Source organism: Candidatus Omnitrophota bacterium (genome assembly GCA_040755155.1).
Taxonomy (GTDB): Bacteria; Hinthialibacterota; Hinthialibacteria; order Hinthialibacterales; family Hinthialibacteraceae; genus JBFMBP01.
Map to the genome: position 1 here is coordinate 79,298 of JBFMBP010000054.1, position 25,212 is coordinate 104,509.

The following is a 25,212-nucleotide window of genomic DNA, read 5'->3' on the forward strand; positions in this document are numbered from 1 at the left end:
GCGCTTGTCGCTAATCGCCGCTTTTAAGATTATTCGCCAAGATAGTTTCCATATGTAATTATCAATGTCGCCAGAACGATGATCGCCATGCCGAAATGCAGCGTCCGGCGCGGCGCATGATCGGCGCCTTCCCATTCGCGAAAGAGATAGCCGTAGAGGTTGCTGAATAATATCAGCATGGCCATGTGCAGCGCCCAGCTGGTAAAACCAAAACGCTGCCCCATATTAATATGGCCCATGCCGTAAAAGAAGAACTGGAAATACCAGAAAGCTCCGCTCAGCAGCGCCATAAGGTAATAGAAGGAAAGCGTCTTGCGATTTTCTCCGGGGAGACGGACGAACTGCGAACGAGTACGGTTGCGGGCGATTGTGAACAGACACCAGGCGAAATTGGTCGTCCATGCTCCCCCGTTGGAAAAAGGATAGATGGCGTTCATCCTAAACCATTCGCTCGCTCCGGCGGCGAGCGCCGCTTTCTCCATCGGTTCTCCGGCGATTAAGGCGAAATTGAAGACGGCGGATAAGGTTCCGGCCATAATGGCGAGAGGAACGCCGACTCGGAAAGAGAATTTCGAAAGCGCCGCGCCGCCGGTTTTTTCGCGCAATGCGCCCGCCCAGCCGCAAAAGAAGATGCCAATGAGAGAAAGAATAACGCCGCCAAGGATGATTAATCCAGGCGCGTCGTTAAATTTTTCTGCGATCTGCCAATCGAAGCCGGTATTCGGATTCCAGACGAGCGGAAGCATCGTTCCCAGTCCGGCGGAGATGCCGATGGCGATGGCGTAATTCAACGAAAAGCCGATATACCGGATGCCCAATCCAAACGTCAATCCCCCAACGCCGTAAAGCATGCCCAACAGATAAGAACGCAGCATCGCGTCTTTTGGGCAGGACTGAAGCGCTTCCCAATAGTTGGGAATCGTAAGAAAGGCGCCGAGAATGGGCAGAATCAGCCAGGCGAAGGACGCTTGCGCAATCCAATAGATTTCCCATGACCAAAGATGAGTTTTCTTTTGGGGGGTGTAGCAACTCGCGGCGGAAAAAGCGCCAACGCTGTGAAGGGCGGCGCCGAGAAATGGATTCGCTTGCATAATCTATGGCCTTCCTGGCGGTAATGGATTGATCCGAAAACCTATCATAGATCGTGCGATTCCTGAAGGACGAAAAGAGGTACAATCGGAATATTTTTAGGCGATGCTAATCGACGAGAGGGAATGGCCAGCGAAAAATGGTCAAATTAGCGGTAATATAAAACAAAATATACATTGGGATCTCGGATAAGAAAAACTTTTCGCCGATAGGTGGACAAATCGATATAATCTTTAACGGCGGCGATAAAATCCTCTTCGGCGCCGGGGATAATAAGAATAAAACGGAAGGAATTGTCGCGGCGGTCGATATCGTTCGATACGATCGAAGGGGATTCGAAAGCTCCCTCGCGCAGCGTCATTTCGCGATTAGCGTCGACAAGAGCCGTGAAAAGACGGTTCATGCCGCCAAGGGACTTTAGATAAACGTACGAGGAGACCGCCCATTCGTGCGCATCCCCTTTGTTCGAGGCTATGAGAATGGCGTCGCCGGCTTTGGCTTCGCTTTTGAGATAATGAAAAAGTTCCTGCGTGTTCCGGCCTTCCTGCGCAAAAGCCATGGCGGGCTTGACGGCGTACAAATATCCCGAAATGAAAAGATAGAGAAGAATGACGCCAAGAAGTATTGGGGCGGAATGTTTGCAGCGGTCGCAAACCATGCGATAAATCCATATGGCGGGAATAGAGAGCGACAGAGCGGCGGGCAAATAATACCTTCCAAAGAATCCCGATTTCGCGTATAAGACGATTTGCGGAAACAGAAGCAGAGCGCTGAAGAAGAAAATCCAAACCAAATCTATCATGTATGCAAACGATTTTACGTTGATTTTTTGATTCCGTTCGATCTCGCCAATTAAAAGAGTATAGAAACCGAATAAGACGATCCAAAAACTAGAGGTTAGTAAATAGGACAATAGAGTTTTAATATAATCTTTCATTCCCGTATGCTGATCGATTCCGGCGTAACCGATGGAATTGGATCCTAAATGCAAATAGACGAATAGAAAGCCGGAAAAAAAAGCTAAAGATCCTATAACGATAAGAACGATATTCCTTTTCAAGGCGGCGCCAAAAGTGGACGAATATCCGCCGAGATGCGAAAGCATAGGAAGACAAAATAGCCATGCGGGCATGGTGATAAGGAAAGTCTCTTTGGTAAGCGATGCGCAAAGTAAGAAGAAGAGAAAAAGCATGTTATAAAGGTACGTTTTTGGGGGATTGGAAATGAGAATGGCCATACAAACCAAAGCGATCGAAAGCATAACCATCCCCGTCGTTTCCGCCGGCGCCAGCCGCCACCAGATCGACGCTTGCGGGCCGATCAACGTCAGTAAAGTGAAGAGAATCGATTGCCCGTAAGTGAAATTTAATAAACGGCAAAAAAGGTAGAGAAAAAATGAAACGATGACGCCGAGAAGGCATTTATATATTGACCAAAGATAAAAATGCTCGCCCAAAATCGCGGCCTCTATCGTCCGCATAAAATAGTAAAAAGGCCGGAAGCGAATGGTTAAATCTTTTTGGATAATCTCATAGGCGGCGGCAAGAAAGGATTGATGGGATAATGTTTCCCGAATCGTCATAATTTCATGATCGTCGGTGAGATGAAAGCCGGAGAAAAGAGTTCCCGCGCAAATAAAAAGAAGTAGCCAAAAAATAAGGAAAAAAAGAATCGCATAACTATGGCTGGGACGAAAAGTTCGTTTTTTTATTATGTCCATGCTGCATTCCTCAATGGAAAAATATTATGTCTTTAAAGAAAGTTATTTTAGTTCCATCTCCTCGATGACAAAACTGGATTTCATTCTTAGATGATCGAGAATCGTCGTCGATATCCGTAATAAAAGAGCGAGCAACAACGCAATGATGCTGCACATCCCGCCGAGAAAAACCATAAGATCCGCTTGCCCTGGAATCAATTTATTGGTGAATAATCGCAAATACAAATAATGCAGAGCGAGCAGAAAACTATATATCATCCCCAGGATGGAAGCTCCAAGACCCAGTCTGACGGGAAAGTCGCTAAAACGCAGCAATGTTCGCAGCCCCATCCGAGCCGATTTGTAAAAAGTATAAGAAGGCTGTCCATGCTGTCTTTCTTCGCAAACGTATTCCAGCGTGGATGTTTTCAAATGCAGATGCGGAGCTAGTCCGCGGAGAAATGGCGTCCGGTCGTCGATCGAACGCAGCGCTTCTAAGGCTTTGGCGGAATAAAGGCAGAAATCGGACGCGCCAGGCTCAAGCCGCGCTGTAGTAAACAGGGAAAAAATGCGATAAAAGGTTGAAGAAAATAAGTTCTTGAAAAATCCTTTTTGCAGATTGCTGCGCTTGCCCGCCACGACATGCGCTCCGGTTTGTTTCTGAAGTTCGACAAACTGAGGAATATAACGCGGGGGATGCTGCAAGTCGGCGTCCATAGTGATCGCCGCATCGCCGCCGCAATGCTGCAGGCCGCATAATAAAGCCGTTTGATGGCCGTAGTTGCCCAAAAAACTGATAAATTTCACGCGACAATCTTTGGCGCGAAGCTTCTTGATAACCTCCAAGGTTCCATCGGTCGAACCATCATCGACAAATACGATTTCATAATCGAAAAACTCTTTGACATGTTCTACGATCTCGCGATGCAACGGTTCGATATTCATCTCTTCGTTGTGGCAAGGAATGACGATGCTCAATTTCATAGCGTTAGCTCCGGAGAGGTTCTTGGAAGCAAGAAAGAGGTATTCGCTTGACAGTAAATAACGGCATTCATTCGAAAACAAGAAAAGATAACTTAACTCTTTATTTTAGACGAAAATAGCGTTTCAACCTAGAGATGGATGGGATACGCCTAATAAAACTGCTCAAAAATCTCCGGGGAAAAAAATCCGGTAGACTTCCTTTTCAAAAATTTATATGTAAAAAGGCGTTATTAACAATAATCTATATTCGTTAATTCGATCGTTATTTACGGAAACAACAGCCCACCGGAGAAAAGCCATGAGAATTCCACTCGCCAACCGTATCGTCTCTTCGAGTTTTTCATTCGCCGCTTTCCTGATTTCTTTCTTTTTGAGGTGGATAATATTTGTCCTTCCGCCGCTATGCCAGGCCGACTCTTACCTCGACTCGCGATCGGATCGATATCTCAATCTCGTGGGGAAGATTCCCCTGGAAGACGGCCTGCTTAAGGACTCCATAATCCTCTTCTTTGATGGCCATCTCGCATCTCCAGGACCGGAAAATTCGCAGGAGGGGCGCCTATTTGCATTTGAGCCTCCGTTGGCTGGACGTTTTGAAATCCAGGACAACGCCGCCATCTTTTATCCGGAAAAAGTCGCTTCGGAAACCATCTATCGCGTTGCCGTCAATCCGAAACTAGCCGCGAAAGACGGACGGGAAATCAACCCCGCCCATCGAGAATTCATTTTAGCTACCGACGTATTTAAGCTAAAAAGAATCTGGGAAGTAAAAGCGCCCGCTGGAAAAGTGGAGATGAACGTTCTCTTCACGTTTCCCATAGATAAGGAATCGCTTCGGAAGCATATAAGCGTTAAAACGAAATCCGATAAAGAAGCCTCCTTCGAAATCATGGAGGGAGAGAATCCGCGAATCGTTCGCTTAAGCGTAGAGGAACCCAAAGAATGGCCGATTAAAATCTCCATCGGACAAGGCGCAGCCGATGCCACGGGAAAATTTCATACTCAAACCGATACTGTGCAACTCTATCCCAGCAGCAGCATCGTCGCGATCGATACTATCCGATGGGAGGACGTTCAATCCGCCTCGCAGACGATCTGCGTCTATTTATCGCAAAACGTCGATTCCTCCGAATTGGACAAAAACCTGAAGATTATCGATAGAAGATCGGGAGAGAAGCTGGCTCGCACCATTGCCGAGGGATATGGAAAATGCCATATTATTTTTCTCTCCCTTCCCGATCCAAACGACGCCGAAATCGAAGTCGCCATCGCTCAAGGAGTAACTGGCGAACGCGGAACCACGCTCGCCCATGAATACAGAACCATCCTCAAACGGGCCGATTCTCCCTTATCGATCGAATGGACGTCCTGGGGGAACTATGAAAAAGAAGGCGCGGCCATATACATCGCCTTCAACCAAAATATCAAACAGCGCAATCCCGTGGAGAAGTTGAAAGACCTCGTACAAGTATCGCCTGAAGTCGCCAATTTGCGTTTTCGTTATGAAACTTGGGGCGATAACCAATTTCGAATCTTCGGCGATTGGGATTACGACCGCAACTACGAAGTAACGATCAAGCCCGGCCTGACCTACGCGGAAGCCTCTACGCTGCGCCATCCCATCGTTACGAACCTTAAACTTGATTTTAAGCCCGTTTGGATCGGCTTCGGGCGCGAGGGGCAGTACTATTTTCCTAAGCGCAGCGGCATTCGGCTCCCCATCTCTTCGCGTTTCGTCAAGAACGCCGAGTTGATCCTTTACCGGCTATTTCCCTCCAACATCGCCGTCTGCATCGACGACCTCAACAGTGGCCAGGGCGACAAACGCTTCAACGAATCCTGGAGCGAGAAAATCAGCCAGACCGCTATCGCCATGCCTCGCGAAGATGGAGGATTGGCTGAAGCGTCCATCGATCTCGACGCCGTCCTCCCTCAAAACCGGCGCGGCGTCTTTTGCCTGGAAGCGAAGGGGGGAGATTACGCCCAAGCATCCAAGATTATCCTTTATACCGATATTGGCGTATTGGCTCATTGGCGCGATAACGAATTGTGCGTATTCGCCCACGATCTATTTTCTCTGTCGCCTATCGCCTCGGCCAAAGTAACCGTCTATTCGCACAAAAACCAAGTTCTGGGAACTGGCCATACCGACTATCAAGGCATGGCCCATTTGACGGGATTCAACAATAACCTGGGCCATCCCCTCGTCGTCGTCGTGGAGCAGGGAGAAGATTTCACCTTCCTCGATCTTAAGCCGCGCGAAGATGGAACCCGCGAAATCCCTTCGGGGATGCCTTCCTTCAATTCGGAGGCTTACGACGCTTTCCTCTACGCCGACCGTGATCTCTACCGTCCCGGCGAAACCGTTCATCTCCGTTGGGTAGTACGAAACCATTATGGAGACGCCGTCACCAATACGCCGCTTTTAGTTACGATCATCAAGCCGAACGGCAAGGAATTATTATCTCAACCCACTACTTTGTCCGAACTTGGTTCGGACGGCTTGGAATTGACGACGCAAAAAGATTACCCCACGGGAAAATACCTAGTTCAACTGAGCGTTCCGGGAAGCAATCAGATTATTGGCTCCTATACCTTCCATCTGGAAGAATTCGTGCCCAATCGCATGAAATCCAGCGTGGAATTGGCTCAAGACCGTTGGCTGGCCGGACAGGAATACGAGGTCAAAGTGCGCGCCGAGCATCTCTTCGGCGGTCCCGCCTCCGAACGCAAATGCGAAGCGGAAGTCTTTTTCCAACGCGGCGGCGTCTCTTTCGAAAAATGGAAAGAATATAGCTTCGACAATTCTTCCAAATATGTTCCCGAATCGCAATCGCTCGGCGAGGCGATGACTGATGAAGACGGCGGCGCCGATTTTAAATTTACTTATGCTCCTAATCCCAAGGTTACGTTTCCTCTAACGGCCATCGTCGTGGGCCGCGTTTTCGAACTGGGAGGGAGAGCGGTCTCGTCGCGGAAATACGCCATTCTGTCGCCGTCCGATACGCTTTTGGGAGTCGCCGCTGCGGTTCCGCCCGATGGACGCGGCGTTGAAGTCCACGCCGCCGCCATCCGCCTCGACGAATCCCCGGCGCCGCTGCAAAAAGCATATGTTACGCTCGAGCGTCAGGCCTGGAATTATTACGTCCGCCGCTATTACAACTATAACGAACCCAATTGGACTGAAACTTTCGAAAAGGTCGAAACGCGGGAGATTGAACTTAAAGACGGAAGCGGCTCCACTCGGTTCGAAACCAACGATTATGGTTATTATCAAATCCGAGTTCATTCCGATCAAACTCCTCAATTCAGCACGATGTCGTTTTATTCTTACGGCGGGCGCTGCGAAATCGCCGACGCCGGACGTCCCAGCTTGATTAAACTGACTCTGGATAAAAAAGAATACAGCGTTGGCGAGGAAGCCGTTGCGCGCATCGAATCGCCTTTTGACGGCCAGGGCGTCGTGGTTCTTCAAGGCGAAAAGATTCGAAAGATGTTTCCTGTTAAGATTGAAAACAAAGCGGGAGAAATTCGCATCCCCTTAACGGAAGACGACTATCCCAACATTTGGATAGAGGCGACGGTGATTCACGCCGTGCGCCAAGGCCAGACTTTGGCCTATCCATTCTCTAGTTTCGCTCTGGCCAACATCCGCGTCGCCAATCCCCAGCGAAAATTGCAAGTGGATATTCTCGATAAACCGGAAGAAATCCTGCCCAGCTCTACGGCGCATTTCACCATCGAGGTACGCGGCGCCGACAAAAATCCCGTGGCGGCGGAATTGACTTTGGCGGCGGTGGATGAAGGCATTCATGCCATCAGCGATTATCAAAGTCCCGATCCTTACGCTTGGTTCGCTCGTTCGCGCCAGCCCGATTTTCGCCGCGCTCATTATTACGACCATGTGGTCTACGATTTCGATAAGCCCGCGCCGGGCGGCGATATGGAAGACGAAATGGCCAAACGCGCATCTTCCGATTTGGAAACTTGGATCAAGCCGGTCGCCTTATGGTCGGGAACCGTCCGTACCGACGCCAATGGACGCGCTATCGTCAATATGGAGATTCCCGAATTCAACGGCCAACTGCGTCTGGTTGCTGTAGCTTATACGGATAAAGCTGCCGGTTCCTATAGCCAGCCGATCTTTGTGCGGCGGCATCACATGCTGCGCGTCAGTCTTCCGCGCTTCATGCTTCCTGGCGATTCCTCCCGTTGCCGCGCCGTCGTCTTCAACCGCACGGACGAGCCATGCAAAGCGGTTATCCGTTGGAACGCCAGCGGAGCGCTGATCTCCGCCGCCAGTGAAACATCTCTCGAACTGGCGCCTCAAGGCGAAGCCAGCCTCTTTGCCGAATTCGCCGCCGGAAATCTATCGGGACAAGGAAGCATCGATTGGGAAGCGGTCTTTTACGATTCCACCGGCAAAGAACTCGACCGGATGCAGGAGACGAACCCCTTGCCCGTCAATCCTCCCGCCGCTTATCAATCCTATAGCCAAACGATTGGCGTTAAGCCGGGCGAAAGCGTCGAGATCCGCAACCAGCGTTTTATCGATGACGATCGCGCCGAAATTCAAATCACCGCCGGCGCCAATCCCGCCTTACATCTTCAGGACGCGCTTTCTTACGTCATAGGCTATCCCTACGGCTGCATCGAACAAACCACGTCTCGTTTGATGCCGCTTTATCTGCTGCGCCAAAACGCCGCTTTGATCGGTTCGTCCTATCAAGAAAAAGAACCGCTTCTTTCCTACCTCCAATCGGGAATCGATCGCCTCTTCGCCATGCAAACCGCTTCCGGCGGCCTTAGTTTCTGGCCCGGCGGCGCTGAACCTTATCCATACGGCTCCGTCTACGCTTTTCATTTCTTAACCTTAGTGAAAAACGACCGCGAGTTGGGATTACCTAAAGATAATTACGAATCCTTGAAAAATTACGTGCGCGGAGTAGCGATGGACGGAAACAATCCCTCGCCTTCAACTTATTACCAGCGGGCTTACGCCTTGTATGCGCTGGCGTTGGGCGGCGACCTTGACGCTATTCAACAGATATCCCGTTTCGATGAGATCAATTTGCCCCGCGCCGCCCGCTATCTTCTGGCCGCCGCTATCATGCGCAACACGAAAGACCGCGAGCGCACAGCCATGTATCTAGCCAATACGCCCTCCGAACCTTATCTCGTATCGGAGCAGGATAACACCCTCAATTCCGATATCCGCAATACGGCGGTCGAATTGATCGCCTTGAAGCAAATGGACGGCGATCCTGCCGCGATGGCGGAAAAAGCCAATAAATTGACGACATTTCTGCAAAACAATCGCTACGGCAACACCCAGGAAACAGCCTTCATTGTTACCGCTCTCGGCGAATATTTGAGAGACGTCGCCGCCAATATCGAAGAAGCGGAAGCCCGCATCGTCTATACGGCGGGTGCAGAGACGGAAGAGAAAGTCCTGAAAGGCTCCGAGGTTTACGTCAAGCGCCATCAAGGGCCGAACGGCAAATTTACTATCACGAATACGGGCAAAGCCGACCTTATCGTTAACGCTGTCTCCAAGGGCGTTCCCGAAAAGGTGGAAGCCGAAACCATAATCCGCCAGGGCGTCGAAATCAGCCGTTTATTCTATCGAAATCATGGCGAGGATTGGACGGAACCGTCTTTTCAATGGATGGATAGTTATATCGTCAAGTTGAATTTCGCCTGCGAGCAGGTTGTGAAAAACCTTGTGATCGTCGATCTCTTGCCCGCCGGATTCGAGATCGAAAATCCCCGGCTTGATCCCACGGCGATCCCGCAAGCCTCGTTTAAAGGCGCCGATGCGCCGTCGCATCTGGAGATTCGAGACGATCGCCTCGTGCTGGCTTACGATTCGTTGGATAAAGGAAACCATTGCTTCTATTACATCGTCCGCGCCGTTACGCCCGGCTCCTATCGCTATCCGCCGATAGAGGCGGAGTGCATGTACGATTCCTCCGTGCGCGGCGCGAGCGCTTCTTCGGTAATAGAAATTGAAAAGCAATGATGAGTGATGAATGATGAGTCAGTCGTAAGGTTGGCTCAAAGCGAAACGCAACCCGCAAATCCCTTATCTTGATTTTGGATCAAGAGGGACCGGAATAAGTATGACGATTTCGTGGAATCGTTTTCGGGAATTATCATCCGCCGTTTGGGCGAAAGCCCAATCCTCCTGGCGCATGCTTCTTTGGGGGGCGTTAGGATGCGCGGCTTTGGGATCGTTGATTTTCCTTTGGCCGATGGATGTGGAGTATTATACGAAACTGCCGCCGTCCGGAGAGATGCTGGATCGCTCCGGACGGTTGCTCTACGCCGCCTTGAACGAAAATGGAGATTGGCTGCTTCCCCGTTCTTTAGAAGAAATCGATCCACGCATGATAAACGCCGTTATCGCGGCGGAGGATCAACGCTTTCGCCTCCATCCCGGCGTCGATCCCATCGCCATCTTTCGCGCCGCCTGGCATAATCTAACTAAAAGACGCATTGTATCCGGCGCGTCTACATTGGCTATGCAGGTCGTCAAAATGGCTCATCAGCGGCGCGGGCAATCCTGCGGCAAGATCGGCCAGGCTTTGCAAGCCCTGCGCTTGCAAGCCCGCATTGGCCGCTGGGAAATTCTGTGCGCCTATCTCAACGCTGCGCCCTACGGCGGCAATCTTACCGGCTGCGAAGCCGCCGCCCGCCGCTATTTCGCCAAATCCGCCCTTGAATTGACTCTCTCCGAAGCGGCGCTGTTGTCGGGTTTGCCCAAATCCCCCAGCCGCTATTCGCCCATAAAATATCCTCTGCGAGCATTGCAGCGGCGCGACGCCGTTTTGCGGCGCATGAAAAAAGAAGGCTTCATTTCGGATAAAGAATACGTTGAAGCCAAGAAGCAATCGTTGAATCTGCGCAACGAGCCGTTTCCCTTCATCGCTCCTCATTTAGCCATGCAATGGAAATCGGAATTGGATGGCGGCCGGCGGATTCAAACGACTCTTGACGCCAACATCCAACGCATGGCCGAACGTTCCGTAGCCAACGCTGTGCGGCGAACCTGGGGCGAAATCGATAACGGCGCGGCGATCGTCATCGACTCCGAAACGGCGCAAGTATTGGCTCGCGTCGGTTCCGCCGATTTTTTCCATACCCCCGGCGGCGGACAATTCGACGCCTGCCGCGCCGCTCGCTCTCCCGGTTCAGCGCTTAAACCGTTTACCTACGCATTGGCGATGGAGGCGAATCTTCTCTACGCCAGCGAAATCCTCATCGACGATGCCTGGGATCAAGGACTCTACAATCCCGAGAATTTCAACCAGCAATACCAAGGTTTGGTTTCCGCCAGCGACGCCCTCAAACGTTCACTCAACGTCCCCGCCGTCGCCATTCTCCAACGTCTGGGCGCGGATCGTCTCTGCGCCTTTCTGCAAGATGCGGGACTTTCGACATTGACGCTGCCTGCGGAACAATACGGCTTAAGCCTGACCTTGGGCAATTGCGAAGCTCAGCTGGAAGAGTTGGCGGGCGCTTATCTCATGCTGGCCAATGTGGGAGAATACCGGCCTCTACGATTGCGACAAGACGATCCATCGCCGGCAACCCGCCGCCTGTTGTCGAGGGGTGTTGGCTTGAAACTCTATGATGCGTTGGAGGGGAACTTCCCCTCGGAAGTTCCACGCCAGGTCATCCAAACCGTCAGCGCCGCTCCCCGCGTCTGCTGGAAGACGGGAACGTCTCAAGGATACCGCGATGCCTGGACATTTCTATTCAATCGTCAATACGTCGTAGGCGTATGGCTGGGAAACAATGACGCTCGATCCTCCAATCGACTCATTGGAGCTCGTTCCGCGCTGCCCTTGGCGGCGAAGATCTTCCGCGCTCTTCCGGCGAAGAATTCGCCCGTCTGGCCCGAAGCTCAGAACGATTTGCGCGAAGTGGAAATCTGCGCCGTCAGCGGTTTGCCCGCTTCCTCCTGGTGCCTCAATAGAAAGAAAACGCTCTTTCCCCGCGAACAATACCTGCATCGCCTTTGCGATATGCACTACCCCGCGTCCGGCGTTACGGCTGACAACGCCGCCGCCGCTATCGTCGAACGTTGGCCCGGCGCGGCGTATGGTTGGGATTTAGCCGCCATCCAATCGCCGATCATTTCGTCCCTCGCGCCTCATGATAGCGCCGTTGTCCGCAGCGAAGATTTGCGCATCCTGGAACCGTCACAGCGCGCCGAATATCTCCTGACCGGCGAGCCGGACGGCGACCGCATCCGCTTGCGGACATCGGTGGACGCCCAAACGCCTCTGCATTGGTATCTCGGCGAGCGTTATATAGGCGATTCCACTCCCGAACAGCCTCTCTTTTTGTTATTGGAACCGGGAGAATATAAATTATCTTGCATGACGCCCAACGGCAAAATCGACGCTGTAAATTATAAGGTCTTGGCTTTAGAAGGGGGGATTCGTTAAAAGAAGGGGATGGACTCGGAACAGGATTGGCGTACGCTTAGAAAGGATTCGAAGGCTGGGTTATTATTACAATGCCCCTTTTAAAGGGGCAAACGACAATATCTCGCCGTTTTAACGGCGGGTTGAAACTGATAGGCTATGCATCGGATGACAAAACGGATTTTGGTATAAATCCCCAATCGGACTTTTTTTCGGAGCGTCATTCAAAGTTCAGAACAGGGAGCGCAGGCGATGACTTTATTACCTATTCTATTTTTTTCGGGAGTATGTTTGGGTTTGGCGTATTGGATTTATGGACGGATTCTCTCCCGCTGGTTTCGTCTCGATCCGGAGAAGGAAACTCCGGCGATTCAACTGCGCGATGACGTGGATTACGTCCCCATCGATCCCAAATTTTTGTTGGGTCAGCATTTTTCCGCCATTGCTGCGGCGGGTCCCATCGTTGGTCCCATTTTAGCGGGCGTCATGTTCGGCTGGTTGCCCGCGCTGATTTGGATTTTGATCGGCAGCATCTTGATCGGCGGCGTTCACGATTTCAGCGCTCTGGTCGCCTCCATCCGCCATCGCGCTCAATCCATCACTGAAGTGGTTCGTCAATACATGAGCCGGCGCTCCTATTACCTCTTTCTTGTATTCGTCTGGATCGCGCTGGTCTATATAACCGTCGCTTTCGCCGATGTGGTGGCCGGTTCTTTCGTTGGCGTACAAACCTTAGAAAATGGAACCCAAGTAAACGGAGGAGGCATTGCCTCCTCTTCTTTACTTTATTTAATTCTGCCGATTTTCATGGGGCTGTTGCTGCGGTATACTCGCACTCCCCTCTGGCTGGCGACCTTCATCTTTCTTCCTCTTGTCGGCTTTGCCATCTGGGGCGGGCAATACATCCCCTTCGACCTCGGCGCGTTATTGAATCTTCCGGTTCCCAAAGCGCAAAAAGTTTGGGACGCGCTATTGCTGGGGTATTGCTTTATCGCTTCCATCGTTCCCATGTGGATTTTGCTGCAGCCGCGTGGACACTTGGGAGGATATTTTCTGTATATCGCGTTGATCGGCGGGCTTCTAGGCGTCGCTTTGGGCGGGCAATCCATCCAATATCCGGCGTTTACCGGTTGGTATTGGCAATCGCCCAAAGGGGAATCGATGCCTCTCTTTCCTCTTCTGTTTATCACGATTGCCTGCGGCGCCTGTTCCGGCTTCCATTCGCTGGTTTCGACCGGAACGACATCCAAGCAACTGCGTAAGGAGACCGATGCCCGCGCGATTGGATATGGCGCCATGCTCATGGAAGGGATGGTTGCCATCGTCTCGCTATGCTGCGTTATGATGCTTACTCAACCCGCCGCTAACGCCCTCGCGGGAAAACCCAATTTTATCTACGCGCAGGGAGTCGGGAGGTTTCTGGAAATCCTATACATCCCCGCATCGTTTGGCATTTCCTTCGGCCTATTGGCGTTCACTACGTTCGTATACGACACTCTGGATGTCTGTACGCGCCTGACTCGTTATATCGTCCAAGAACTCACCGGCTGGAGCGGCAGGGCTGGGCGGTATTTCGCCACTCTGATCGCTACCGCGATCCCGCTTTACTTCGTTCTGCAAGATGCGAAAGACGCAGCGGGCAATTCCATTCCCGTTTGGAGAATCTATTGGTCGCTATTCGGCGCGAGCAATCAACTCCTGGCCGCCTTGACCTTAATCGGCGTTACCGTCTGGCTTTATCGAACTTACAATGCGCGTTGGATTTGGTACGCTCTGGGAATTCCCGCCCTCTGGATGTACGCCATAAGCGTCTGGTCGCTCTTCCTCTTTATCAAGAACGGTTTCTTTACGGCGGATTGGCAGTTTAAAGGCGTCCCCTCCGATCCGATCCCTTGGGTGGGACTCGTGCTGGTGGGATTGGCTATCGTGTTGTTTATTGAAGCTGCCGTGATTCTCTCCGGCCTCTCGAAACCCAAACCACCCGAGGCGGAACCCGCGCCGGTCGCCGCGTAAGCCGCCATTCTTCTCATTATTCCTTAAAGTCCCAGCCATGCGGCGAACTTCTCGGAAAATTTTTCGGAGAGAGATAATGTGGCTTTGGAAAGGGATATTTCTTCCTCCGGCTTTTTCGGTTTGTTGGATTCGACGATATTGACCAACGTTTCTTGAAGGAAATCCATGACGTCGCTTAGAATTTCCACTTCTTTTTGCAGGTTCTGTTGATGCCCTTTCAATTCCTCTACAATATCTTCTACGGATTGGCTTTTTAATGTGCCCTTGATGGGGGGAATGTCCAATCCGCGTTTTTTTAAGCCGATAAATACGTGAATGAGAGGTTTTAAGCAAGACGTAACGATCTTGTCTTTGTCGAATTCTCCCTGAAGCAGTTCTTTCAAATATTGGATGAAAAGACGGTTCAGCTCATATTCGCATTGATAGATTTTCTTTTGCGCCAAAAGCAGATCGAGCAACGCTTCCATATAGCTATGAACGAGTTTTTGAATGGAGAAATAGGTTGGATTCCCTTCCATCATCATTCCAACCAACTCTTTTTTGATGTTGAAGAGAGTGATCGATTTATCCGGGCAGATTTTTTCCTGCGTCAGCAAATTGTCGATATATTTGGCTCGTTCCGCCAGGCTGAAGTTGTTATAACGGGATACGAATAAGAAATAACAAGTTCTTCTTGAACAACTTAAGGCCAAAAGGCTGTCGTTGTAACTTTCGGCGTCGCTGGTTGTGAGGTAGGCGGCAATCAGATCAGCGTCATCCAGGGACGATTTCTTGCCGTTTAAAACGCGTTGTGAAAATATTTTGTGTTTGGCGGCGTTGCGGATGACGATCTCGATATTGTCCATCACGGTCCGCGCATTGGGCATCTCTTTCAGGATGCGATTAGGAGCGATATGAGGATTGATTTTTCGGAATTCCTCCATTACGTCTTCTTTTATCTGTTCCGCCGCTTGGATATAACGCTCCATCTCCAAATCCTCGTGGGCTTCCGGCCTTTTTTCTAATAATTGTAACATTCGATCTCAATCTATTGTATCATAATTTCATTTAGGATGATGGCCGATTCTTCAAAATATGACGAATCAGCATTATACGTCGCCCCTTTTTTTCTATCCATCTATACAATCGTCGATTTGATGGGCGGCTTTAGAGTAGAATTAAGAAAAATTTAATTAATGGAACGCTGGAATTTTCATTTTCTATGTGCACCAACCGTCATTTCGCTCCGTTGTTATAAATAACAAGACGATGCGATGGCAAGACAACGATTCGGACGACGTTCTGATCATAGCGGCGGAGAAGGGAAGCGAATCCGCCGCGGCGCAGCTGTACGCCCGGTATGCGGACAAAGTATACCGCATCGCGTATCGGATTACGTTGGACGAGAACCTGGCCAAAGATTGCGCGCAAGAAACATGGATAAAGGCGTTCGCGAAAATCCATCGCTATCGCCTGGGATCGTCTTTCCCTGCCTGGCTCGCCGCCATTGCCGTCCACAGCGCTATCGATCTTCTGCGCCAATGCCGAAAACGGCGCAGCGTGGAATGCGAGAATGGCGAAGAAGAGTATGGACAGCCAGTGGAACCGGCGGCGCGGCTCCGGTTGGAAGAATGCGAAATCCACGCCGCCGTCGATTTGGCGCTGGAACAATTGCCAGCCAACCAGAGAGCGGCTTTCGTCATGCGGCATTATGAAGAACTTCCGCTGAAAACGATCGCCGAAACCCTAGGTTGCCTGGAAGGAACGGTAAAAACCCACATCCATCGAGCGGTGAAAGCCGTGCGCAGCGTCTTGAGAAAAAAACTGGATGGCAGGATGGAGAAGCCATGAACGAACGTCATCTCACCGATGAAGAGTTGCTGGAACTTTTGGACGAATCTTGCGAAGCGCTTTTGGAACCGGAGCATTTGCAGGATTGCCCGGACTGTCAAAAGCGGCGGGATGAACTCGCATGGGTTCTGGACTGCACGAAGAGCGCTCCCGCGCCTCAATGCAATCCAAACAGCCAAGCGGAAATTTTCGACCGCGCCTGGCAGGCGTCAGGCCGGGGAAGCATCAGGCGTTTTTCCTGGCGCTGGCCGATTATCCGCTATGCCTTTTCTTTCGCCACTGGCGCCGTTTGCGGAATGCTGCTTTTGTTCTTCCTCGTCAGAGAACCGGCGGCGGCCAATGGCGTGGCGGATCACATGAAACAAGCCGCCGTTCCAGTGGAAATCCGGGGTACCGATGCGGTAAAGGTTTACGCTCGCCTGGAAAATCCCGTCTTCGTCATTCAGGAGAAAAGCGACAATCCCAACGGCGCCGTTCGAACGATCCAGGGAACGGTGGATCGCGGCGCCATCCAAGTCGTATGGAATTTGCCGCCAAAATGAAAGGGGAGATACGGTTGCATTCTTCACTATTTGGAGGATTGAACTCAAAAGAATAACGCCTCGCGGATTTGGTTTTCTGTACCAATTCCCTTACTTGCCTTTCCAATTAGGAACGCATAAACCGATGAAAAATGCGTTTAGGAGGTAAAGCCATGAAAAATTCTCTTTCTCTTACGCAATGGCTTTGCTTGTTGGCTTTATTATTCGCAAATATAGGCTGCATTACGATCCCTAACAACGCTGCAGCGAATAATCCATACGATACCGATTTATCCGTTACGCATTTGGATATCGTTCTTAAAACCGATTTCCAAAGCAACAGCATGGACGCCGACGTGAAGGCGGTTGTAGAAAATTTCTCTCAAAAAAACCTTACTGAGGCGGAATTCTGGCTTTGTCCCGGAGGGTATAACGATCCTGATTTTGGAGCGGATATCAAACGCATTCGCCTCATGAAAGACGATAAAAATGAAGATTTGCCGTTCACGATCCGCAAAATCGACGAAAAATGGAAAAGCTGCATCGTCGCATTCTCCGCGCCTATGCGTCCGGGAGAAAAACTTGCGCTCCAGTTTGAATACGCCATGACGGGTAAGCCTGACTTTTCCAGTTCTCCCATCCTGAAATCGAAAGATGGATTCAAAGAGGTTTATTTAAGGGGTGGAGATTATCTTTGGTGTCCCACGCCGTATTTCGATATCAAATCTCATCTTAACGTATGTCGGCCCGACTGGACTCTCCGCATGGAATATCCAAGCGGGTATATAGCTATAACGAATGGCGAATTGATGCGGCGGGAAGAAAAAGAAGGCTTATTCGCTGATGAATGGAAATCCATTTCTCTGCTGCCAGGAACGCCGTATCTCTATGTTGGTCCATATAAGGTCGCGAAACAAACCATAAACGGCGTATTGTTCGAAATGTACGTCCCCGATGAAACCATTTTGAAAGAGGCGGCGGAGAGACTCGAAAAATATGGGCGAATGTACGGCTTGTTTACAGAACTCTTCGGCGATCCAGGATATCCAACTTTCAGGATTGTGGGCATCGCCGTAACGGGAGTGGGTGCATCGTTCGGCGCGGGATTGATGACGGACATGAACCGGTTAACGGATGTCCACCATATTGCGCATGAGATGGCGCATACCTGGTGGGGCTGGATGGTTTCCACTACCGGTTCGGGAAGCAAATTTCTTAGCGAAGCAATGGCGGAATTTTCGGCCAGATGGATATTAAAGGTTATGGGAGAGGAGGACAAATACGAAAATCTCAGCGACGAGAACATTCTGGGCTGGAAGCAGCGCGCATTTTGTACGTACTTTGCAGAAAACGAAACGAATAACAGACTCTCCGTTCCCCTCATCTTCCAAGAAGGGTATGACTCTGGAAAGGTTACGGCGCGCAACTATCACTGGGGACCTTTAGCCGTTAATCAAATCCGCCAAATCCTTGGCGATGAGGTCTTCTTTAAGTGCTTGAATGCTTTTCTTGCTGAAAATAAAGGCAAGGAAGCGAATATCGAGGAGTTCGTACATACTATTAATACCGTCTCCGAAAAGGATATGACCTCCGAACTCAAAGGACTTTTATGGAGTACGGGAATAGCCAGTTATTGCTTAGCGGGATTCGAATCCGAAAAGGCCAATGAAGGTTATCGCACGACGGTTCGCATCCAAAACGAGGGTGATTATGGACTGACATGCCCTCTGCTGCTCAAGACGGTAGGAGGCGAGCAGCGGACTATATTTAAAGTGGAAGGCAAGCAAGAGAAGCCATTCGTTTTCTCGACGAAGTATAGAGTTGTAGATGTCGTGATCGATCCCGATTTAACGACGCTAGCGCAATATCATCCCGATCAAAAACTCCGATTATGGCAAGCCATGTTGAAAGCAATGGACGGCTATGGCAACAACGAAGCCTATGGGAAATCCTATATGTACTACGCGCTGGGCGAGTTCGACAAAGCGGTAGAACCGATTTCGGATTATCTGCGCGGCGCCATGAAACGGGAAAAAGTTTATAACATTGAAGAATTATTGAAGAAGGACGACTTTTGCGCAGGATACGTATTCATGCGCGGCGTATTCAATATTGCATCGGACGATCAGCGCCAAGCGGAAGAAGATATCAAAGAAGCGTTCCCCTATATGTTGCGAGCCATGAAGCATAAGGATTCGATAGAAGCGCCCGGCGGATATTGCGATCTGGGAGCGATTCGGCATAAGGATTTGGACGAATACTTGGCGTTGATGAAACTGATTGCGGGAAAGGAGTTACATTTTGAAAAAGGCTTGGACGATGCGGCGAAGAAACGGAAGATCGAAGAATGGGAACAGTGGTGGGAAAAAGAAAGAAAATACCAAAAACTCGATCTCGATCCGCTGAAAGAACGATTCGAAGGATATCGTATGGAATTTCGCAAAACTCTATGTATTGCAGAGTAACAAAGGTCTAAATAGATCGCTTCGATCTATCAAATCCATAAAAACAATAGAAAGGAAACCATGATGAAACGTATCTATCTTCTCGCCTTAGTTTTGCTACTAACCGTAGTAGGCGTCGCTTACAATCGCGCCCAAGAACCGCAGCCCGCCGCTTCGGCGCCGTCAAGCAATGCGCCGTCCTCCTCTCCAGGCGCCTTCGTTGAAATGGCTCCCTCCGCAACTTCGGCCGGAGAATCGTCGTTAGGAAGTTCGAGTTCAAGCCGAAGAAGGGGCGCTTCGGAATCTGGCGTTAATGTTCAACGATCCGTCAGCAGATCCAGATCCGAACCATTTGACAGCGCAAATGTAGATAACGAATCCGATATCATCACGAAAGTATATAAACTCACCTACGCCAAAGCAGCTGAAATCCAGCAACTTTACGAAAGAATCTTTCCAGAATGCCAGGCTGTCGTTGACGTAAGAACCAATTCGATCGTTTTTTCAGGACCTGCATCCGAAGCGAAAAAATTGGATGCCATTCTCGCCCAATTGGATACTGCGCCTGCAGGCCGGTACGCGAATTCGACGCGCTTCCTGAACGCCGATTTCGGACAAGGATTAAGCGATATCGCTTTCCGCGTCATCGCCGTAGAAGCGTGCCTCATTACTGCCGACAAAAAAGAATTCTCACTGGAATTGAGGTTTCCCGGGTGGAAAGAGTTGAATATGGATGAGATTCTTCCCGAAAGCGTGACGGCGAATAATATTCGTTGCGATAGAATCATGAAAAAATCAACGGACGGGAAAGAGTATGAAACGATGATGATGCAAATTCAAGGAGAATCCCAAGGCGGCGACTTCCTGAATGAAATTGTAAAGACCTTAAAAGAGAAAACGGAAACGGACGTCTTGATCGAAAGCGTCAATGTGACTCATAAGGATTCTTCCCAATTGCCGCCTCTGACGCTGAATCTGGATATTGCCAATCAAATCCCCAATAATGTGCGATCGGTCGTTGGGGAATTTCTCGGCAGCTCGTTCCAGCCTGTCGGCTGTTGGATAGGGCAAGCGGCCTGTCCCGGTTTATGCCGCACTACCCTCGGTCCCTGGCAATTGGAAATGGATATCAAAGCGGGAAATGAGGGGTACGATGTTCTATTAAGCTTGATCTTGCGATATCCGAATAATGACGATCTCTTGCTTGATAATACGATCAATATCAAGATCGGGCGGCCTATCGTCGTTGGTTATACGCGAGAGAGTGATGAAACTTTCATTCCCGGCGCGTTGATCGTTATCCCTTCGAATGACTTGTTCGAGAAAACAGACGCCGCTGTTCAACCGGCGAATCCCCAACAAAATCTGCAACCAATGAAGCGATAATAATGTAATTGATGGGTCGAACGGCGCGACCCTTCTTGCAATCCTGTTACCAAATAATAAACAGATAGTAGGGTGGGCTCAAAGCGAAGCGTAGCCCACCTATCCCTTCTAATAGTGTTTCAGAAAAGCCTAGCGGGAGGCCGTCCGGTCTCCCGCTTCATTTTCCGCCGATGGGCTGTTCCACGATAACGATATCCCGGTCCCGATCTCGACCGCGAGCCAGGATATTCCCGCTGCGGTCGGCCGCCGCGCTTTGCCCGCCATAGACGTAGCCCGTCCAAGGTCCGTGCGTAATTTCGCCCACCAGATCGGTTCCGATGAGCGGCGCGCCGATGGCGCGGGCCGCTTTGGAAATCGTATCCGCCAGCGACTTGCCGTGCTGCGGCCATTCTTCTTCTTTCGCCGCCCAACCGTAGGGAACTAAAACCAAATCCGGCTTCAAGTCTTTCATGCGCATCAAGTTCTCTTCCTCGAAGGTGTCGGCGCAGATTAATATCCCGATTCGCCCGTATTTCGTATCCGCCGCTCCGATTTCCGATCCCTTCGCGTAAGGAGGATCCATGAGATGGGTGAGAATGTTGATCTTGCGATGCTTCAATAAAATCTTCCCCTCGTCGTCGATCAACAGCGCCGAGTCGTAGAGATTCTCCTCCTCTTTCTCCGCCAGACCCGCGCATAGAAACAGGCCGTAAGCTTTCGCCAATGCGCACAATCGGCTGGCATCTTCTCCCGGAATGGGATGCGCGCGGCGCCGCGCGTCAGGATTAACCCACCCGTAAATCGCCATTTCCGGAAAGCATGCGATGCGGGCGCCTTTTTCTTTCGCTTCCCGCAAAGCGTTCTCTATGCGGGCGAGATTGCCGCTGCGGTCTCCATCTAAACAAAAGATTTGACATAACGCAATTTTTACGGAAGCCGTTTCCGCCATAGTAGTCTCCATAATCGATACCATCCCCGCGATACATAAAATTAAAGCGCGCATAGGATTATCCATTTCGGTTTTTCGAATTATAGGATCGCAGGATATATCGCCGTTTGAACCATATATTTAAAAACCGATAGGTTGAAAAGCGAAATCTATTCTTCTTCTACTTGCGTTGCTTTTGGTTTCTTCCTGCTATCGCTCAGAGTTTAATATTGGAATGACGGCTCGTCAATCATATGATATTTGCCGTATAAATAGGCGCTTAATGAAATAGGTATGATACCGCATATCAAATTACCCATCTTAACCGCTTATTTTTAGAGAATTTACTATTGATTTATAAAAAAAATATGCTAAAGTAACGTCCATTATGGCGCTCCTAGAAGAGATGGAGTCATAAAAATACGCTATTTGATGTTGTCGTAATGCGTTTAGTTCGGCTGAAACGTTGGGAATTCCTTTCATTGGGTGAGGGAATGTAGGCTTATTTTTTTTATTTTACATAGGCGTAGGATGGGATTGATTAATAAATTCTTTTCTTTGCCGATATGTAATGGGTAGGGAAATACCGGAATAGAAGATTTTCCGTTATTCGTTTTAGGGAAAGGCATGAGTTTTGCATAAGTTGGATTAACGTTATCCAGCAAACCGCTTGGCTTGGGAAAGCGTCTTTTCGGCGGCAAGAAAGGACGAAGCAGGGGTATTGACATGGGTTTTAACGTAATAAGATTATTTCGTTTTTTTGCAGGAATGGCGGGATGCGTCTTGCTTTTTTCTATGGAAGCGCAGAGCGCGCGGTATTCGCCGCTAACGCTTGAAAACGTACGCGTTAGCGATTATCCCTCGTATACCAATATCTGTCTGGAATTTTCGGGCAAGTACGTTCGCGGAGAAATCACTCCTTTGACGGCAAGCCATCTTATGGCGAAACTTTCTGGGGTTCGATTGGGATCGGTCGATAGCGAACTCTCCTTCCGCAGCGAGGCGTTGAGCAAAATCGTTTTTTCTTCGGCAGGCAATTCGCTTATTGTTACCATTCCCTTGAAAGAAAACGTCAATGCAAAAGAAATCCAGTGGCATTTTTGGGATGATATCCTTACGATCGATCTGCCGCTCCTTCGCCCCAATACCAGCGGCGCTCCTTCCTTGGGAAAAATCGAAAGTTTCAAGCAAAGCGGCGGTAAGATCGTCGTCATCGATCCGGGACACGGCGGATTCGATCCGGGCGCCGAGGGCGGCTACGCCGTCGCAGCGCCGCGTATGAACGAAAAAACTCTTGTGCTCGACATGGCGAAGCGGCTGAAAAAACTATTCGACAACGATCCCAATGTCAACGCCTATTTAACCCGCAACGGCGATTATCTCCCCATCCCCTTCGGCGCTCAAGGAAATACGCGCAAAGATTTAATCCGGGAATCTTTGCGTTATCGCGTGGAACTGGCGAAAGAATTCCGGGGGGATGCGTATATCTCCCTGCATCTCAATGCGCCGCCCCCTCGAACCAGCCACCGTTCAGTGCGGGGTTTTGAAATATACTATCTGGGCGACGATTATGTAGATAATGTTCACAACCGCGATCTGGAGGATTTGAAGACGCTGGAAAACGATCGACAATGGGATGACAATCTTCCCGCCATCATCTCCTCCTTGAAGCGGGACAACGTCTCTTATAACAGCAAGGTGTTGGCGATCGATATCACAGAAGAGATGAAAAAAATTTCCGGCGTCGTTTTGCGCGAACCCTCCATCAAGCCCAACCGCTACATCGTCTTGCAGCAACCCAACATGCCTTCCGTTTTGGTGGAAATGGGCTTCATCACCCATCCGGTAGATCATGAGTTTTTCGCAAAAGAGATGAATCGCGATTTAGTCGTGATGGCGATTTTCGAATCCATCGCCAAGAAATTCTTCCATCCAACGGAAGAAATGTCGGCCATCGTTCTTTCTGAAATGGAAAAATTGGAGTCGAAGCGGCCGGCGTCCGCGATGACGGCCAAAGCGGATAATGCTAATACCGAACATCGCGTACAATCCAACGAAACTTTGGATTCCATCGCCCACAAATACGGAACGACGATCGCCGCTCTGCGCAACGCCAATCGCGGCGTCATCGGAAGAAGCAATCTAATCCACAAAGGCGATACGCTGCGCATTCCTACCAATGCGAAGCTCGCAGAATCGGGCGATCGTGCGGCGTCTGCCCCAAAAAGCGACGACGAACCGATCGTCTATACGGTTAGAACCGGGGATTCTCTGGAAAAAATCGCGATTCGATTCCATACCAGCATCGACGACATCAAGCGCTTGAACAATAAAAAATCCAATTCCATTTATCCCCGCGATAAATTGACTATTGTCCCCGGAAAAGAGACCGTCCGACTCGCCGCCGCCAAGCCGCAGCGATATACGGTGCAAAACGGCGACACGCTGGGCAAAATCGCCGACCGTTACAAGACGTCGGTGCGCAGCCTGCAGCAAGCCAATCGCATCAAGGGCACGACGATCCATCAAGGGCAATCCCTCATCATCCCCTAAACGTTTTCCGGACGAAAAATCCAGCGCCTCGCTTTCTTATCCACCCGCCGCGCTCGCGGAGCGGATGCGGGGGGAGTATACTGTCGGCGTGGACATTGATGTTCGTCCGATCCCGTTTTGTTGGGATAAAAAAGGCTCCGAAATCGAGTGAATCCGTTATGCGTCCGCGGCTGCGTTATCTGATTTTTTACGCGACTTCCCGCTGCAATATGCGCTGTGAGCATTGCTTCTATCTGGACGAATTGAATAAGCGCGGCGAATTGTCGGTAGAGGAGATCGAAAAAACGGCGCAAGGGCTTCGGCCGCTCGATTTTCTTCGCATTACCGGAGGCGAGCCTTTCTTGCGCCAAGACCTTCCGGAAGCGGCCGCCGCGTTTTATCGCCTGGCCGACACTCGCCGCATGGGCATCGTTACCAACGGTTCCCGGCCGCCCTGGGTGGAAAAATCCATTGTCCGGCTTTATGAACTATGTCCCGATCTCGTCCTGGACGTTGGCGTTTCCATAGATGGTTTGGAAAAAACGCACGACGCCATCCGCAAAATGCCGGGCGCTTTTCAAAAGGCGAAAGAGACCGTCGCAGTTATTAACGCCTGCCAGCAACGGCATCCCCTCTTAATGTCCTCTCTCGTCATTACGGCGACCTCCCGCAATGAAAACGAGCTGGACGAACTCTACGGCGAAATTTCCGGCTGGGGGGTGGACCGGCTGTCGGTCAATCATGTTCGGGGCAAAGTCCATGATTCCGCTTTGTTGAACGTATCCCATGCGAAGTACCTGGATTTCACTGCGCAATGCGAGCGTTACCATCAGGAAAAAGCGCGGGATTGGAAAGCGGGGATTCAGAGAGCGAAAAACCGGTTGGCGCGAGAGGCGATACGCGAAGTGGTTTCCGGATCCTCGTCCCGCGTGGCCTGCCTGGCGGGCGCGGCTATTGGCGTGCTCTATTCCGATGGGGAAGTCAACGTATGCGAAATGCTGGATCAACCGAATCCGCCGCTGGACGGGACGCCCTCCAGCCAACCGCGGCTGGGGAATATCCGCGAAACGGATTATGATTTTTACCGTCTCTGGCATTCGGAGAACGCCCAACATTGCCGGGATTGGATCGCCAAGACCAACTGCTCCTGCACCCATGAATGCTTTCTTACCGCCAGCATCTTGTTCGGAAAGAAAAACTATCCCGCCTTGGCTCGCGAATGGCTGCGCCTTTCATCTAAAATTTAACTTTCTTTACAGTACTTCTTCTCCATAATTAACCCCTCTTTTTTCCAGTCTCATCGCCCCTGGTACAAAGGTTGCTTTTATTCATTCGTACCTGATCCTCATGAAATGGTTTTATGGAGGATTTT

General features: G+C 50.4%; 14 protein-coding genes. 9 read left to right on the forward strand and 5 right to left on the reverse strand.

Features of this window, described 5'->3' with window-relative positions; translation table 11 throughout:
- Positions 1-29 precede the first annotated feature (29 nt).
- From AB1656_06830 to AB1656_06840, 3 genes are all read right to left on the reverse strand, one after another.
- Positions 30-1,091, reverse strand: a complete 1,062-nt coding sequence (locus tag AB1656_06830) for an L-rhamnose/proton symporter RhaT (protein MEW6235084.1) — start codon at positions 1,089-1,091, stop codon at positions 30-32.
- 146 nt (positions 1,092-1,237) lie between these two features.
- Positions 1,238-2,809 (reverse strand): hypothetical protein, encoded by a 1,572-nt coding sequence (locus AB1656_06835; GenBank protein ID MEW6235085.1) that lies wholly within the window; start codon positions 2,807-2,809, stop codon positions 1,238-1,240.
- Positions 2,810-2,851: 42 nt separating this feature from the next.
- Positions 2,852-3,772 (reverse strand): glycosyltransferase family 2 protein, encoded by a 921-nt coding sequence (locus tag AB1656_06840; GenBank protein ID MEW6235086.1) that lies wholly within the window; start codon positions 3,770-3,772, stop codon positions 2,852-2,854.
- A gap of 298 nt (positions 3,773-4,070) precedes the next feature.
- On the opposite strand from AB1656_06840, the gene AB1656_06845 reads away from it, so the two are divergent.
- The 3 genes from AB1656_06845 to AB1656_06855 all read left to right on the forward strand — a co-directional run bounded on the left by AB1656_06845 (position 4,071) and on the right by AB1656_06855 (position 14,220).
- On the forward strand, positions 4,071-9,794 hold the full coding sequence (locus AB1656_06845; protein ID MEW6235087.1) for an MG2 domain-containing protein: 5,724 nt from the start codon (positions 4,071-4,073) through the stop codon (positions 9,792-9,794).
- A gap of 100 nt (positions 9,795-9,894) precedes the next feature.
- The gene (gene pbpC, locus AB1656_06850; protein MEW6235088.1) at positions 9,895-12,228 is read left to right on the forward strand and encodes a penicillin-binding protein 1C; all 2,334 of its coding nucleotides are present in this window, start codon (positions 9,895-9,897) and stop codon (positions 12,226-12,228) included.
- Between the two features lie 231 nt (positions 12,229-12,459).
- Positions 12,460-14,220 carry a carbon starvation CstA family protein gene (locus AB1656_06855; GenBank protein ID MEW6235089.1) on the forward strand — a complete coding sequence of 587 codons (1,761 nt, stop codon included), beginning with the start codon at positions 12,460-12,462 and terminating at the stop codon, positions 14,218-14,220.
- Between the two features lie 23 nt (positions 14,221-14,243).
- Here AB1656_06855 and AB1656_06860 read toward each other — a convergent pair whose 3' ends face one another.
- Entirely contained in the window at positions 14,244-15,236 is a 993-nt protein-coding gene (locus AB1656_06860) for a hypothetical protein (GenBank protein MEW6235090.1), read from the reverse strand.
- A 232-nt stretch (positions 15,237-15,468) separates the two neighbouring features.
- Between AB1656_06860 and AB1656_06865 the strand changes: the two genes are divergently transcribed.
- The 4 genes from AB1656_06865 (at position 15,469) to AB1656_06880 (ending at position 20,401) form a co-directional block, all read left to right on the forward strand.
- A complete protein-coding gene (locus AB1656_06865) occupies positions 15,469-16,050 on the forward strand; it encodes a sigma-70 family RNA polymerase sigma factor (protein MEW6235091.1) in 582 nt (193 codons plus the stop codon).
- Positions 16,047-16,592 carry a hypothetical protein gene (locus AB1656_06870; protein MEW6235092.1) on the forward strand — a complete coding sequence of 182 codons (546 nt, stop codon included), beginning with the start codon at positions 16,047-16,049 and terminating at the stop codon, positions 16,590-16,592. The genes AB1656_06865 and AB1656_06870 overlap by 4 nt, the downstream gene beginning before the upstream one ends.
- Before the next feature lie 152 nt (positions 16,593-16,744).
- Positions 16,745-19,036, forward strand: coding sequence for a M1 family aminopeptidase (locus AB1656_06875; GenBank protein MEW6235093.1), 2,292 nt, complete (start codon positions 16,745-16,747; stop codon positions 19,034-19,036).
- A 60-nt stretch (positions 19,037-19,096) separates the two neighbouring features.
- Positions 19,097-20,401 (forward strand): secretin N-terminal domain-containing protein, encoded by a 1,305-nt coding sequence (locus tag AB1656_06880; GenBank protein MEW6235094.1) that lies wholly within the window; start codon positions 19,097-19,099, stop codon positions 20,399-20,401.
- Between the two features lie 157 nt (positions 20,402-20,558).
- Here the strand turns inward: AB1656_06880 and AB1656_06885 are convergent, their stop codons facing one another.
- The gene (locus AB1656_06885) at positions 20,559-21,329 is read right to left on the reverse strand and encodes a carbon-nitrogen hydrolase family protein (protein MEW6235095.1); all 771 of its coding nucleotides are present in this window, start codon (positions 21,327-21,329) and stop codon (positions 20,559-20,561) included.
- 762 nt (positions 21,330-22,091) lie between these two features.
- On the opposite strand from AB1656_06885, the gene AB1656_06890 reads away from it, so the two are divergent.
- A complete protein-coding gene (locus AB1656_06890; GenBank protein ID MEW6235096.1) occupies positions 22,092-23,861 on the forward strand; it encodes a LysM peptidoglycan-binding domain-containing protein in 1,770 nt (589 codons plus the stop codon).
- Positions 23,862-24,019: 158 nt separating this feature from the next.
- The gene (locus AB1656_06895) at positions 24,020-25,087 is read left to right on the forward strand and encodes a radical SAM protein (protein ID MEW6235097.1); all 1,068 of its coding nucleotides are present in this window, start codon (positions 24,020-24,022) and stop codon (positions 25,085-25,087) included.
- Positions 25,088-25,212: the final 125 nt, after the last annotated feature.